General features: G+C 75.1%; 1 protein-coding gene (running past one end of the window). It reads right to left on the bottom strand.

All coding sequences use genetic code 11. The features are described from left to right. Positions 1-16,797, bottom strand: partial view of a type I polyketide synthase gene (locus AMK25_RS09505; protein ID WP_073828599.1) — the 5' portion only. Its footprint begins 13,044 nt before the window's first position; only the first 16,797 of its 29,841 coding nucleotides appear in the window; it begins with the start codon at positions 16,795-16,797; its stop codon lies beyond the left edge, outside the window. Positions 16,798-16,812 lie beyond the last annotated feature (15 nt).

Below are 16,812 nucleotides of genomic sequence, written 5' to 3'. Positions count from 1 at the left end.
CGCCGCGACCAGGTCGTCCCGGTCGGCGGCGGTGACGACCGCCCGGTGTTCCAGCGCGGGCCGGGTGGTGACGGAGGACCAGGCCACGTCCAGCGGACGCGGGGCCTCGCCGGCGGTCAGCCAGCGCGCCCACCGGCCCGCCTGCGCCGACAGCGCGGCGGCGTCGCGGGCCGACAGCAGCACCGGCACGACCGGCGGCACGTCGCGGGCGACGATCTCGCCCTCGATCGTCTCGGCGGGCGGCTGCTCGATGATCACGTGCGCGTTCGTGCCGGAGATCCCGAACGACGACACCGCCGCCCGACGCGGCCGGTCCACGGCCGGCCACGGGGTGGGCTCGGTGGCCAGGGCCACCGCCCCCGCCGACCAGTCGACATGCGGCGACGCCTCGTCCACATGCAACGTCGCCGGCACCAGACCGTGCCGCATCGCCATGACCATCTTGATCACACCGGCCACACCGGCCGCGGCCTGCGTGTGCCCGATGTTCGACTTCACCGACCCCAACAGCAACGGCCGATCCTGCGGACGCTCCTGCCCGTACGTCGCCAGCAGAGCCTGCGCCTCGATCGGGTCACCCAGCGTGGTGCCGGTGCCGTGCGCCTCCACGGCGTCCACGTCGGCGGTGGTGAGCCGCGCGTTCGCGAGGGCCTGCCGGATCACCCGCTGCTGCGACGGACCGTTCGGGGCGGTCAGCCCGTTCGACGCGCCGTCCTGGTTCACGGCCGTGCCACGTACCACCGCCAGCACGCGGTGCCCGTTGCGCCGCGCGTCCGACAGCCGCTCCACGAGCAGCACGCCGACGCCCTCGGACCAGCCGGTGCCGTCGGCGGACGCCGCGAACGACTTGCAGCGGCCGTCGGCCGACAGGCCGCGCTGACGGGAGAACTCGATGAACGTCCCCGGCGTCGCCATCACCGTCACACCACCGGCCAACGCCAGGTCGCACTCGCCGGAACGCAACGCCTGCGCGGCGAGGTGCAGCGCGACGAGGCTGGAAGAACAGGCGGTGTCGACGGTGACCGCCGGGCCCTCGAGCCCGAAGGTGTAGGCGACCCGGCCGGACAGCACGCTGCCCGACGTGCCCGTGCCGACGAAACCCTCGGCGTCCGGCGGCAGGTCCATCAGGCGGGAGGCGTAGTCGTGGTACATGACACCGGCGAACACACCCGTCCGGCTGCCCCGCAACCGCTGCGGGTCCAGCCCCGCCGACTCGAACGACTCCCACGACGCCTCCAGCAGCAACCGCTGCTGCGGATCCATCGCCAGGGCCTCGCGCGGCGAGATCCCGAAGAAGCCCGGGTCGAACTCCGCCGCCCCGTACAGGAAACCACCATGGCGCGTGTACGACGTACCGCTGTGCTCCGGGTCCGGGTCGAACAGGCTCTCCAGGTCCCAGCCGCGATCGGTGGGGAACTCCGAGATCCCGTCGCCGCCGCCGGCCAGCAACGCCCACAGCTGGTCCGGACTATCGACGCCACCGGGGTAGCGGCAGGCCATGCCCACGATCGCGATCGGCTCGTCGGTGCCGGCGGTGAGCACCGCCGTCTGGCGGGCGGTGATCTGCCCGGAGACCTGCTCGTGCAGGTGGTCGGCGAGCACGGCCGGGGTCGGATAGTCGAAGACCAGCGTCGAGGCCAGCCGCAGCCCCGTGGCCGCGTTCAACCGGTTACGCAGGTCCACCGCCGTCAGCGAGTCGAAGCCCAACTCCCGGAACGCCCGGTCCGCCGGCACCGACTCCGCACCACCGTGCCCCAGCACCTGCGCCACCAGACCCCGTACCAGCACGTCGATCTGGGCGCGCGCCTCGTCGGGCGCCAGGCCCGCGAGCTGGTTGGCCCAGTCGCCGCTCCGCGCGGCCCGTCGCCGGGCCGCCGTCGACCCGATCAGGGTACGCAGCACGGCCGGCACCGGGCCGGCGCCGAGCGCTGCGCGCATCGCCGGTACGTCGATCACGGCCGGCACCAACGCCGGCCGCTCCGCCACCAGGGCGGCGTCGAACAGCTCCAACCCGATCTCGGCGCTCATCGGCGTCAGACCCGCCCGCGCGGAACGCGCCCGGTCCGCCGCCTCGATCGAGGCGGCCATGCCTGCCGTGTCCCACATCCCCCACGCCAGACTCACCGCAGGCAACCCGAGCTGCCGCCGGTGGACCGCAAGCCCGTCGAGGAAGGCGTTGCCCGCCGCGTACGCAGACTGACCCGGCGAACCCAGCACACCAGCAACCGACGAGAACACCACGAACAGGTCCAGCGCGAGCGACGCCGTCGCCTCATGCAGGAACCAACCCGCCGACACCTTCGGCGCCAACACCCCCGCCAACCGCTCCGCCGTCAGCCCCTCCACCACACCGTCATCCAACACACCAGCCGTGTGCACCACACCCGCCAGCCGACCCCCGGCAACGACCTCCGCCACCAGACCGAACACCTGGTCCCGGTCCGTCACGTCACAGGCAACGACCCGCACCGACGCACCCAGCGCCGACAGCCGCTCCGACAACTCGCCCGCACCCGCGGCCTCCGGGCCGCGCCGCGACACCAGCACGAGAGACCGCACGCCGTGCACCGACACCAGGTGCTCCGCGACCAACGCCCCGAGCGCACCCGTACCACCGGTCACCAGCACCGCACCGTCACCCACGACCGGCGTCTCCACCGACGTCGGGGCGACCGCGCGCACCAGGCGCGGCACGAACACCGCGCCCGCACGCACCGCGACCTGACCGCCGTGCGTCGACGGCTCGTCGGCCACCGTGGTCAGCACACCCAGCAGCCCGGCATCCACGTCACCGTCCACGTCCGCCAGCACGATGCGACCCGGGTGCTCCGACTGCGCCGACCGCAGCAGACCCCACACCGCCGTACCGGCCAGGTCCGACACCCGGTCGTCCGCCGCCACCGACACCGCACCCCGCGTCACCACCACGAGCCGCGACTCCGCCAGCGCATCGGCTGCCAGCCAGGACCGGACGGTCGCCAGCACCTCCGAGGTCGCCGCGCGTACCGCGTCGGGGACGGCGCTCTCCGGCGCGTCGAGCGGCAGCAGCAGCGCCCTCGGTGCGACCGTCCGGCCGGCGTCGACCGCCGCGACGAGCGCCTCGACGTCGCCGTACGCCGGCAGGTCGGCGGTTGCCGGCGAGCCGACCAGCGCCCACCCGGAGAGGTCCCCGGTGGCGGCGATCTCCTCGGCCTGCCAGGTGAGTTCGAACATCGCGCGGGCCGCCGCGCCCGCCGCGGTCACGCCGGTCAGCTCGCGCAGGGCGAGGGAGTCGACCGAGACCACGGCCGCGCCCGACTCGTCGCACGCGACCAGACGCACCGCCGAGCCCGTACGCGACAGCCGCACCCGCAGCACCCGCGCGCCCGAGGCATACACCTGCACACCCTCGAACGCGAACGGCACCCGCGGCCCACCCGAACCCTCCGCACCCACCAGCAGCCCGATCGGATGCAGCGCCGCATCCAGCAGCGCCGGGTGCACACCGAAGCGCGCCGCCTCCGTCGCCACCTCGTCCGGCAACGCCACCTCGGCGAACACCTCGTCGCCGCCCGTCCACACCCGGCGCAGCCCCCGGAACACCGGCCCGTACGCCAGGCCGCGCTCCGCCAGGGCCGGATACCAGCCCGCCACGTCCACCTCGGACGCACCGACCGGCGGCCACTCCCCCACGCCCGGCTCATCGGCCGACACCGGCTCCAGCACACCCTCCGCATGCCGCACCCAGTCAGCCTCCGGATCACCCTCGGACTGCGAGTGCACCGCCACGACCCGGGTGCCGGTCTCGTCGGCCGCGCCGACGCGCACCTGCACCCGCACCGCACCGGACTCCGGCAGCACCAGCGGCGCGGCCACGGTCAGCTCCCGCACCCGCGACGCGCCCACCTCGTCGCCCGCCCGGACCGCCAACTCCACCAGAGCGGCACCGGGAACGACCACCACACCGGACACGACGTGGTCGGCGAGCCACGCGTGCGTCGACGTCGACAGGCTGCCGGTCAGCACCACCATGTCCTCGCCGGCCACGGAGACCGCCGCGCCGAGCAGCGGGTGCCCGGCCGCGCCGAGGCCGGCACCGGAGACGTCGGCGGTACGCGCCTGGCCCGCGCCGAGCCAGTACCGCTGGTGCTGGAAGGCGTACGTCGGCAGGTCGACCCGGGCGGCGCCGGCGTCGGTGAACCACTGCGTCCAGGTCACCGGGACGCCGTGGACGTGCAGGTCGGCGAGGGCGTGCAGGAGTGCCTGCGGGGCGGGCCGGTCCCGGCGCTGGACGGCCACCGCCAGCGCGTCATCGGCGAGCAGGTCGGCGTTCATCGCGGTCAGGACGCTCTGCGGGCCGATCTCCAGGAAGGTGTCAACCCCGGTGGCCCGCAGGGCGGCGATGCCGTCGGCGTAGCGCACGGCCTCCCGCACGTGCCGCACCCAGTACTCGGCGCGGGTGATCTCCTGCGGGTCGGCGAGCGCCCCGGTCAGGTTCGACACCACCGGCAGCAGCGGCGCCCGGAACGTCAGCCCCGCCAGGACGGCGCGGAACTCATCGAGCATCGGTGCCACCAGCGGGCTGTGGAACGCGTGGCTGACGGTGAGCCGGCGCGTACGCACACCTCGGTCCCGCCAGACCCGCTCCACCTCGTCCAGGGCCTCGACGGCACCGGAGACGACGACGGCGGTGGGCCCGTTGACGGCCGCGATACCGAGGCGGTCGGTCATCCCGGCGAGAGACTCCGCCACCGCAGCCTCGTCGGCGGCCACGGCCAGCATGCCGCCGCCCGAGGGCAACGCCTGCATCAACCGACCCCGCGCGGCCACGAGGACGCACGCGTCGGCCAGGGACAACACCCCGGCCACGTACGCCGCCGTCACCTCACCGATCGAATGACCAGCCACCACGTCGGGCACGACCCCGAACGACTCCACCAGACGGAGCAGCGCCACCTCGACCGCGAACAACCCGGCCTGCGTGAACACCGTCTGATCCAGCAACTCCGCCTCGGCGGAACCCGACGACGCGAACAGCACCTCCCGCAACGGACGCGGCAGCAACGGATCGAGCTGCGCACACACCTCGTCCAGCGCGGTCGCGAACACGGGGAACAGGGCGGACAGCTCCCGGCCCATCCCGGCGCGCTGCGCGCCCTGGCCGGAGAAGAGCACGGCCAGCTGCGTACGCGTCGCGCCCGTGCCGGTGACCAGGGTGGCGGCCGGCTCACCGGCGGCGAGGGCGCGCAGCCCGGCCAGCAGTTCGTCCCGGTCCGTCGCGGTGACCACCGCGCGGTGCTCCAGCACGGCCCGGCTGACTGTCGACGACCAGCCGACGTCGGCGGGGCGCAGTTTCTCGTCGTCGGCGATCCAGCGGGCCCAGCGGTCGGCCTGCGCCGCGACGGCGGCCTCGGAGCGGGCCGAGAGCAGCACGGGGGTCGGCAGCGACCCGGCCGCGGGCGTCGGCGCGTGCTCGCCCCGGGTGGGCTCCGCTTCGGCGGGGGGCTGCTCGATGATCACGTGCGCGTTCGTGCCGCTGACGCCGAACGACGAGATCGCGGCGCGACGGGGCCGGCCCGCCGCAGGCCAGTCGCGGGCCTCGGTGAGCAGGGAGACCGCCCCGGAGCTCCACTCGATGTGCGGGGACGGCTCGTCGACGTGCAGCGTCGACGGCAGCACCCCGTGCCGCATCGCCATGATCATCTTGATGATGCCGGCTGCCCCGGCGGCGGCCTGGGTGTGGCCGATGTTCGACTTGATCGAGCCCAGCCAGAGCGGCCGGTCGGCGGGCCGGTCCTGCCCGTACGTGGCCAGCAGGGCCTGCGCCTCGATCGGGTCGCCCAGGGTCGTGCCGGTGCCGTGCGCCTCGACGGCGTCCACGTCGGCGGTGGTGAGCCGGGCGTTCGCGAGGGCCTGCCGGATGACCCGCTGCTGCGACGGGCCGTTGGGGGCCGTCAGCCCGTTCGACGCGCCGTCCTGGTTCACGGCGCTGCCCCGTACCACCGCCAGGATCCGCCGGCCCTCCCGCTGCGCGTCGGAGAGTCGTTGCACGAGCAGCACGCCGACGCCCTCGGACCAACCCGTACCATCCGCCGACGCCGCGAACGACTTACACCGGCCGTCCTGCGACAGGCCCCGCTGGCGGGAGAACTCGATGAACGTCCCCGGCGTCGCCATGACGGTCACGCCACCGGCCAGGGCGAGATCGCACTCGCCGCCGCGCAGCGCCTGCACCGCGAGATGCAACGCCACCAGCGACGACGAGCACGCCGTGTCGACAGTGACCGCCGGGCCTTCGAGGCCGAACGTGTACGCGACCCGGCCGGACAGCACGCTGCCGGAGGTGCCGGTGCCGAGGTAGCCGCCCACGCCCTCGGGCAGGTCCTGCACGCCGGAGGCGTAGTCGTGGTACATGAGCCCGGCGAAGACGCCGGTCCGGCTGCCACGTAGCCGCGACGGGTCGAGGCCGGCCGACTCGAACGTCTCCCAGGACGCCTCCAGCAGCAGTCGCTGCTGCGGGTCCATGGCGATCGCCTCGCGCGGCGAGATGCCGAAGAAGTCCGGGTCGAACTCGGCGGCCCCGTACAGGAAGCCACCGTGGCGGGTGTACGACGTCCCGGGGTTGTCCGGGTCGGGGTGGAAGAGCCGGTCGAGGTCCCAGCCCCGGTCGGTGGGGAACTCGCCGATACCGTCGGCGCCGGCGGCGACCAGGTCCCACAGCTGCTGCGGGTTCGTCACGCCGCCCGGGTAGCGGCAGGCCATGCCCACGATGGCGATCGGCTCGTCGACGTTTGTCGCCCGCACGGCCCGCTGCTGCTCGGCGACCTGGCCGGACAGCTGCTCGTACAGGTGCTCCGACAGGGCAGCGGGGGTCGGGTAGTCGAAGACGAGCGTCGACGTGAGCCGCAGTCCGCTCGCGCTGTTGATCCGGTTGCGCAGCTCGACGGCGGTCAGCGAGTCGAAGCCCAGTTCCCGGAACGCCCGGTCCGCCGGCACCGCCTCGGCGCCGCCGTGGCCGAGCACCTGCGCGATCATTCCGCGCACCAGCAGCGCCACCTGCGTACGCGCCTCCTGCGGGTCGAGGCCGGCCAGCCGGTCGGCCCACGTGCCGGTGCCGGAGCGGCGACGCTTCGCGGCCGGTCCCACCAGGCCCCGCAGCATCACCGGCACCCGGCCGGCGGCGGTCCGTGCCCGCATGGCGGGCAGGTCGACAACGGCCGGCACCAGCGCCGCGCCGCCGTGGGTCAGGGCGGCGTCCCACAGCCCGAGCCCGACCGGGGCGGTCATCGGGACCAGACCGGCCCGGGTCACCCGCGCCCGGTCGGTGTCATTGATCGACGCGGCCATGCCGTCGGTGTCCCACATGCCCCACGCGAGGCTGACGGCGGGCAGCCCGCGCTGCGCCCGCAGCACGGCGAGGGCGTCCAGGAAGGCGTTGCCGGCCGCGTACGCGGCCTGGCCGGGAGAGCCGAGCACCCCGGCGACGGAGGAGAAGAGCACGAACAGGTCGAGGTCCAGCTCGGCGGTCGCCTCGTGCAGCCACCAGCCCGCCGTGACCTTCGGGGCCAGCACGTCCGCCAGCCGGTCGGCGGTGATCCCGCTGACGATGCCGTCGTCGAGGACGCCGGCGGTGTGGACCACCCCGGCCAGGCGGTCGTCGGCGGTGATGGACCGGACCAGCTCGCCGACGCGCTCGCGGTCGGTCACGTCCGTGGCGACTACGCGGGCGGTCGCGCCCAGCGCGGCCAGCCGCCGCACCAGCTCGTCGGCTCCGGGGGCCGCCGGGCCCTGCCGGGACGCCAGCACCAGCGAACGCACGCCGTAGGCGGTGACGAGGTGTTCGGACACCAGGGCGCCCAGCGATCCGGTGCCGCCGGTGACGAGGACGGTTCCCCCGTCGAGGGTCGCCGGAGTCCGCGCGGCGCCCGTGGCGCGGACCAGCCGCGGCAGGTACGCCGTTCCCAAACGCACCGCGACCTGCCCGCCGAGGGCGGGGTCATCGGCGGCTGCGGCGAGCAGGGCCAGCAGGTCGGCGTCCAGGTCGGCGCCGGGTTCCAGGTCGGCCAGCACGAGCCGGCCGGGGTGCTCCGACTGGGCCGAGCGCAGCAGGCCCCAGACCGCCGCCCCCGCCAGGTCGCTGACGCGGTCGTCGGCGCCGGTGGCCACGGCGCCGCGGGTCACGACGACCAGCCTCGAGTCCGCCAGCGGCTCGGCCGCCAGCCACGCCTGCACCGCGCCGAGGACGTCCGTCGTGACGGAGCGCACCGCGTCGGGCACGTCCGTCCCGGAGGTCGCCGGGGTGACGGGTAGCAGCAGCGCCGCCGGGGCGGTGCCGTCCGTCGCCGCCGTGGTCAGAGCGGCGACGTCGGCGTACGCCGGGAGCTGCGGCGCGCCGTCGAGCGGGCGGTCACCGAGCACGGCCCAGCCGTACGCGCCGTCGGGCGCGGCGATCTGCTCGGGCTGCCAGGAGACCTCGAACAGGGATCGGTACGCCTCGTCCGGCGCGGCCGCCAGGCCGGTCATCTCGCGCAGTGCCAGCGAGTCCACCGACACCACGGGCACGCCCGTCTCGTCGGCGGCGACCAGCCGCACCGAGTTGCCGGAGGCGGTGAGGCGGACCCGGAGCGTCCGGGCGCCGACGGCGTGGACCTGCACACCCTCGAACGCGAACGGCACCTGGGGCCCGCCGCCCGACTGGTCGGCGGGCAGCAGCCCGACGGGGTGCAGGGCGGCGTCCAGCAACGCCGGGTGCACCCCGAAGCCCGCCGGGTCACCGGTGACCTCGTCGGGGAGGGCGACCTCGGCGAACACCTCGCCGTCGGCGGTCCACGCCCGGCGCAGGCCCCGGAAGACCGGCCCGTACGCGAGCCCGTGCTCGGCGACCGTCGCGTACCAGCCGGTGACGTCCACCTCGGACGCGCCGGGTGGCGGCCAGGCGCCCAGGGTGGGCTCGTCGGCAGTGGGGGCGCCGACGAGGCCGTCGGCGTGCCGGGTCCAGCCCGACTCGGAGTCGTCCTCGGGCTGGGAGTGCACGGTCACCGAGCGGCTGCCGGTCCCGTCGACGGGACCGACCCGGACCTGGACCCGTACCCCGCCGCCGGTGGCGGGCAGCACGAGCGGGGCGAGCACTGTCAGCTCGCGGACGCGGGACGCGCCGACCTCGTCGCCCGCCCGGACGACGAGGTCCACCAGCGCGGTGCCCGGCACCACCACGGCGCCGGAGACGATGTGGTCGGCGAGCCACGGGTGCGTCGACACCGACAGCCGGCCGGTCAGCACCACCATGTCCTCGCCGGCGACCGACACCGCCGCGCCGAGCAGCGGGTGCCGCGCCACGCCGAGGCCGGCCCCGGAGACGTCGGCGGACTGGCCGGTGGGCGGCAGCCAGTACCGCTGGTGCTGGAAGGCGTACGTGGGCAGGTCGACGCGCCGTGCACCGGTCTCGGTGAACCACTGCGTCCAGGTCACCGGCACGCCGTGCACGTGCAGTTCGGCGAGCGCGTGCAGCAGCGCCTGCGGGGCGGGACGGTCCCGACGCTGGACGGCCACCGCCAGCACGGCCTCGTCGTCGAGCAGCAGGTCGGCGTTCATGGCGGTCAGGACGCTCTGCGGCCCGACCTCCAGGAAGGTGTCCACACCCGCAGCCCGCAGAGCGGTGATCCCGTCGGCGTAGCGCACAGCCTCGCGCACGTGCCGCACCCAATACTCCGGCGTGCAGATCTCATCGCCGGCCAGGGCGCCGGTCACGTTCGACACGACCGGCAACAACGGCGCCGCAAACGCCAACCCACCCAGAACCGCACGGAACTCATCAAGCATCGGATCCATCAACGGACTGTGGAACGCGTGGCTGACGGTGAGCCGACGGGTACGCACACCCCGATCCCGCCAGGCCCGCTCCACCTCGTCCAACGCGTCAACGGCACCCGACACCACCACGGCGCCGGGGCCGTTGACAGCGGCGATGCCGGCGCGGTCGGTCAGCCCGGTGAGCGACTCCGCCACGGCCGCCTCGTCGGCGGCCACCGCCAGCATCCCGCCACCGGTCGGCAGCGCCTGCATCAACCGGCCCCGCGCCGCGACGAGGGCGCACGCGTCCGCCAGGGACAACACACCCGCGACATGCGCCGCCGTCACCTCACCGATCGAGTGACCGGCCAGCATGTCGGGGACGATCCCGAACGACTCCACGAGGCGGAACAACGCCACCTCGACCGCGAACAGCCCGGCCTGCGTGAACACCGTCTGGTCGAGCAGCCCCGCCTCGGCGGAACCCTCCGACGCGAACAGCACCTCCCTGAGCGGACGCGGCAACAACGGATCGAGGTGCGCACACACCTCGTCCAGCGCGGCGGCAAACACCGGGAAGACCCCGGACAACTCCCGGCCCATCCCCGCACGCTGCGCACCCTGACCCGAGAACAGCAGCGCCAGCTGGCCGCGCTGGCCGCCCGGGCCGGTGAGCACGCCGGCCGAGACCTCGCCCGCCGACACGGCTTCGAGGCCCGCCAGCAGTTCGTCCCGGCTCGCCCCGGACACGACGGCCCGGTGCTCCAGTACGGAGCGCGACGCCACCGACGACCACGCCACGTCGAGCGGGCGCGGGGCCCCGGTGCCGCCGAGCCACTGCGCCCAGCGGCCGGCCTGCGCCGACAGCCCGGCCGCGTCGCGGGCCGACAGCAGCAGCGGCAGCACCGCCGGCACCCGGGACGGCTCGTCACCGGTGACCGGCTCGTCGCCGTCGGCCGGCTCGTCCGCGTCGGTCGGCGTGGGCGGCTGCTCCAGGATCAGGTGCACGTTCGTACCGCTGATGCCGAACGACGACACGGCGGCCCGGCGGGGCCGGTCCACCGCCGGCCAGGGGCGCGCCTCGGTGAGCAGGGAGACCGCGCCGGCGGACCAGTCCACGTGGGGGGTCGGCTCGTCGAGGTGCAGGGTCCGTGGGAGCAGGCCGTACCGCATCGCCTGCACCATTTTGATCATGCCGGCGACGCCGGCGGCGGCCTGGCTGTGGCCGATGTTCGACTTGATCGAGCCGAGCAGCAGCGGCTGGTCGGCGGGGCGGCCCTGGCCGTACGTGGCCAGCAGGGCCTGCGCCTCGATCGGGTCGCCGAGGACGGTGCCGGTGCCGTGCGCCTCGACGGCGTCCACGTCGGCCGTGGTCAGCCGGGCGTTCGCGAGGGCCTGCCGGATCACCCGCTGCTGGGCGGGGCCGTTGGGGGCGGTGAGACCGTTGGACGCGCCGTCCTGGTTGACGGCGCTGCCGGCGAGCACGGCGAGCACCTGGCGGCCCTGCCGCCGGGCGTCGGAGAGCCGCTGGACGAGCAGCACGCCGACGCCCTCCGACCAGCCGGTGCCGTCGGCGTCGGCGGCGAAGGACTTGCAGCGCCCGTCCGGGGCGAGGCCGCCCTGGCGGGAGAACTCGACGAAGGCGCCGGGCGTCACCATGACGGTGACGCCGCCTGCCAGCGCCATGTCGCATTCGCCGCCGCGCAGCGCCTGGGCGGCCAGGTGCACAGCCACCAGCGAGGACGAGCAGGCGGTGTCGACCGTCACCGCCGGGCCCTCCAGCCCGAAGGTGTACGACACCCGGCCCGAGATGACGCTGTGCGCGCCGCCGGTGAGCTGGTAGCCGGCCAGCTCGGCCGGGGTGTCGGTGGTGCCGTAGCCCGACGGGGAGGCGCCCACGAAGACGCCGGTACGGCTGCCACGCAGCTCCTCCGGGTCGATGCCGGCCTGCTCCATGGCCTCCCAGGACGCCTCCAGCAGCAGCCGCTGCTGCGGGTCCATGGCGACGGCCTCGCGCGGCGAGATGCCGAAGAAGCCCGGGTCGAATGTGGTGGCGCCGTCGACGAAGCCGCCCTCGCGGGTGTGTGAGACGGGTTGCCCGTCGGCGTCGACGGCCAGCAGCCGGCCCATGTCCCAGTGGCGGTCGTCGGGGAAGCCGCTGATGCCGTCGCTCCCGGTGGCGACCAGCTCCCACAGGTCGTCCGGGTTGGCCACGCCGCCCGGGTAGCGGCAGCTCATGCCGACGATGACGATCGGGTCGTCGTCGACCGGCCCGGCGGGGCCCCAGGCGGTGACGGTCTCGACCTCGTGCAGGCGCAGCGTCGCCGACAGGTGGTCGGCGAGGGCGGCCGGGTTCGGGTAGTCGAAGACCAGGGTGGTGGGCAGGGTGAGGCCGGTGGCGGCGCCGAGCCGGTTGCGCAGCTCGACGGCGGTCAGCGAGTCGAAGCCGAGTTCCTTGAACGCCCGGTTGGCCTTGACCAGTTCGGTGCCGGAGTGGCCGAGCACGGCGGCGGTGTGCGTGCGTACGAGCTCGGTCAGGTGGCGGCCCTGCTCGGCGCGGGGCAGCGTCAGCAGGTGCTGCCGCAGCCCGCCGCCGACGGTGCCCTCCGGTTCCGCGTCGACCACGCGCAGGGCGTCGCGCGCCTCGGCGATGTCGTCGAGCAGGGGGCGGGCACGGGCGGCGGCGAACGCCGGGGTGAACAGGGACCAGTCGACGTCCGCCACGGTCACCGCCGGCCCGGCCCGGCCGACGGCGCTGCGCAGCGCGTACACGGCCTGGGCCGGCGACATGGGGCTGAGGCCGCGGCGGGCCAGCAGTTCCTGCCCCTCGCCGCTGGCCATGCCGCCGTCGGCCCAGGGGCCCCACGCCACGGCGGTGGCGGTCAGGCCGCGGGCGCGGCGCCGCTCGGCGAGGGCGTCGAGGAAGGCGTTGCCGGCGGCGTACGCGGCCTGGCCGCCGCTGCCCCAGATGCCGGCGATCGAGGAGAACAGCACGAACGCGTCGAGCGGTCGGTCGCCCAGCAGCTCGTCCAGGTGCACGGCGCCGGCGATCTTGCCGTCGAGCACCCCGGCCAGGCCGGCGAGGTCGGTGTCGACGAGCATGTTCAGCTGGCCCACCCCGGCGGCGTGCACCACCGCGGTCAGGGGCGCCGGGTCGGCGTCGACGTCGCGCAGCAGCGCCTCGACGCGGGCGCGGTCGGCCATGTCGGCGGCGACCAGGCTCACCCGGGCGCCGAGCGCGCTCAGTTCGTCGCGCAGCTCGGCCGCCCCGGGGGCGTGCTCGCCGCGGCGGCTGGTCAGCACGAGGTGCTCGGCGCCGTTGGCCGCCGCCCAGCGGGCCACGTGCGCGCCGAGCGCCCCGGTGCCGCCGGTGACGAGGACGGTGCCGGACGGCTGCCAGCGGTCGACGGTGCCGACGGCCGCCGGCGTGGCGCGCACCAGGCGCCGCACGAAGACGCCAGAGGGCCGCACGGCAACCTGGTCCTCGTGGCCGCCCCCGGTCAGGACGCCCACCGCGTGGCCCCAGTCGCCGCGCCCGGGCGCGTCCGGCAGGTCGACCAAACCGCCCCAGAGCTGCGGGTGTTCCAGCCCGGCGACCCGGGCCAGGCCCCACAGCCCGCCCTGGGCGACGCTGCGCACCGGGTCGGTGTCGCCGGTGCCGACAGCGCCCCGCGTGAGCATCCACAGTGGTGCCGCGACGTCGGCGGCGTGCAGGGCCTGCACCAGCGTCATCGTGGCGGCCGTGCCGAGCGGCACCGCCGGCTGGCCGGGGTGGGGTCGCTCCAGCAGGCCCAGCAGGGAGACGATCCCGGTGAACGGGGTGTCCCCCACGGGGCCGGCCAGCCGCGACGTCACCTGGTCGCGCTCGGCGAGCGGGTCCACCGCCAGCCGGAACACCTCGCCGCCGGCGGCGCTCAGCGCCCCCGCGAGCGCCCCGGCCCACTCGGTCGTGGCGGCGTCGTCGGCGGGCTCCACGAGCAGCCAGCGTCCCGGCGGGGTGAGCGGTGCGGGGACGGTGGTCCGCTTCCACACCACCCGGTACGACCAGCCGTCGACGACGGCGTCCCGCAGCCGCGCCTTGCGCCAGGACGACAGGACCGGCAGGGCCGGGGCCAGGACGCCCGCCCCGTCGGTGCCGAACTGCGCGGCGAGGGCCGCCATGTCGGAGCGCTCGACGGCCGACCAGAACTCGACGTCCACCACGTCCGGGCTGACCGGGCCGGTGGCCGAGGCCGGCATCTGCTCGGGCCAGTAGCGCTGCCGCTGGAACGCGTACGTGGGCAGGGCCACCGGGGTCGCTCCGGTGCCGGCGTAGAGGGCCGCCCAGTCGACGGGTGTTCCGTTGACGTGCAGTTCGGAGAGGCCGGCGAGCAGGGTCCGCGCCTCGGGGCGGTCGGCGCGCAGGGCGGGTACGGCGACGACCGGGGTGTCGTCGTCGGCGTCCGCCGGCTCCCGCCCGCTCAGCACGTCCCGGGTCATGGCGGTCAGGACGCTGCGCGGGCCGATCTCCAGGAACGTGTCCACCCCGGCGGCGCGCAGCGCGGCGACCCCGTCGGCGAAACGCACAGCCTCCCGCACGTGCCGCACCCAGTAGTCGGGACTACGGATCTCGTCGACGTCAGCCAGCGCACCGGTCACGTTCGACACGACCGGCAACGCCGGCGCCTCGAACGTCAACCCGTCCAGGACCACCCGGAACTCATCCAGCATCGGCTCCATCAACGGACTGTGGAACGCATGACTCACCGACAACCGGCGCGTACGCACACCCCGCCCACGCCAGACCCGCTCCACCTCGTCGAGCGCCTCCACCGCACCGGAGACCACCACCGACGTCGGCCCGTTGACAGCCGCGACCCCCACACCGGTCGAGCCGTCCAGCGTCGCCAGCACATCGGCCTCAGCCGCCGCAACGGCCAACATCCCACCACCGGCCGGCAACGCCTGCATCAACCGGCCCCGCGCCGCCACCAACACACACGCATCCGCCAGCGACAACACCCGCGCCACGTGCGCGGCCGTGACCTCGCCGATCGAATGACCGCCGACCAGGTCGGGGGCGACGCCGAATGACTCCACCAGGCGGAACAACGCCACCTCGACCGCGAACAGCCCCGCCTGCGTGAACACCGTCCGGTCCAGCAGCTCCGCCTCGGCGGAACCCTCGGGTGCGAACAGCACCTCCTTGAGCGGGCGCGGCAACAGCGCGTCGAGCTGTGCGCACACCTCGTCCAGCGCGGCGGCGAAGACCGGGAACTCCGCGTACAACTCCCGGCCCATGCCGGCACGCTGCGCGCCCTGACCGGAGAAGAGCACCGCGAGCGGACCCCGGTCGGCGGCCTGCCCGGCGACCAGCGCGCCGGACGGCTGCCCGGCGGCCAGGGCGCGCAGCCCGGCCAGCAGCTCCTCGCGGTCGGTGGCGGTGAGCACCGCGCGGTGCTCCAGCGCGGAGCGCGACACGACCGACGACCAGCCGACGTCCACGGTGCGGAGGGCCTCGTCGTCCTCCAGCCACCGGGTCCAGCGGCCCGCCTGCGCGCTGAGCGCTGCCTCGGACCGGGCGGAGAGCAGCACGGGCACCGCCGGCAGGGCGACGGTGGGTGCCGGCCCGGTGTCGGCGGGCTCGGCGGCGTCCGGGGTCGGTGGCTCCTCGATGATGGTGTGCGCGTTCGTGCCGGAGATGCCGAACGACGACACCGCCGCCCGGCGGGGACGGTCGGTCGCCGGCCACGGCGTCGCCTCGGTCACCAGCGACACCTCGCCGGCCGACCAGTCCACCTTCGGCGTCGGCTCGTCGACGTGCAGGGTGGACGGCACGAGCCCGTGCCGCATCGCCATCACCATCTTGATCACACCGGCCACGCCGGCGGCCGACTGGCTGTGGCCGATGTTCGACTTGATCGAGCCGAGCAGCAGCGGCCGGTCGGCGGGGCGGCCCTGGCCGTACGTGGCCAGCAGGGCCTGCGCCTCGATCGGGTCGCCGAGGACGGTGCCGGTGCCGTGCGCCTCGACGGCGTCCACGTCGGCCGTGGTCAGCCGGGCGTTCGCGAGGGCCTGCCGGATCACCCGCTGCTGGGCGGGGCCGTTGGGGGCGGTGAGACCGTTGGACGCGCCGTCCTGGTTGACGGCGCTGCCGCGGATCACGGCGAGGACCGGGTGCCCCTTGCGCTGCGCGTCCGACAGCCGCTCCACCAGCAGGATGCCGACGCCCTCGGACCAGCCGGTGCCGTCGGCGGCGGCGGCGAACGACTTGCACCGGCCGTCGGGGGCGAGCCCCCGCTGCCGGGAGAAGCCCACGAACGGCCCAGGGGTGGCCATGACGCACACGCCGCCGGCCAGGGCCAGGTCGAAGTCGCCCTGCCGCAGCGCCTGGCACGCCAGGTGCAGGGCGACCAGCGACGACGAGCAGGCGGTGTCCACGGTGACCGCGGGGCCCTCCAGGCCGAGGGCGTACGCGATCCGCCCGGAGACGACGCTGGTGGCCGTACCGGTCAGCAGGTAGCCCTCGTCGGCGCCCTCGGCCTCGCTCTGCGGGCCCATGCCGTAGCCGTTGGCGGCGGTGCCGACGAAGACGCCAACCTTCTGCCCCCGCATCGAGGCGGGCGCGACGCCGGCGTGCTCGAACGCCTCCCACGACGTCTCCAGCAGCAGCCGCTGCTGGGGGTCCATCGCCACGGCCTCGCGCGGCGAGATGCCGAAGAACTCCGCGTCGAAGTCGGCCGCGTCGTAGAGGAAGCCGCCCTCGCGGGTGGTGGAGCGGCCGGCCCGGTCGGCGTCCGGGTCGTACAGGTTGTCCAGGTCCCAGCCCCGGTCCGTCGGGAAGCCACCGATCGCGTCGCCGCCGGAGGCCACCAGGTCCCAGAGCTGCTCGGGGCTGGCGACGCCACCCGGATAGCGGCAGGACATCGCGACGATCGCGATCGGCTCCCTGGCGGCGGCGGTCAGCTGCTGGTTGAGCTGACGGAGGCGGCCCGTCTCCTTGAGCGACGCGCGAAGCGCCTCGACGACCTTGTCTGCGGACGTAGACATCATGAGCTCCGTACT

Source organism: Micromonospora sp. TSRI0369, assembly GCF_001905625.1.
GTDB lineage: Bacteria > Actinomycetota > Actinomycetes > Mycobacteriales > Micromonosporaceae > Micromonospora > Micromonospora echinospora_A.
Note: the sequence above shows the minus strand (reverse complement) of the source record. Positions and strands in the feature narration are given on the sequence as shown.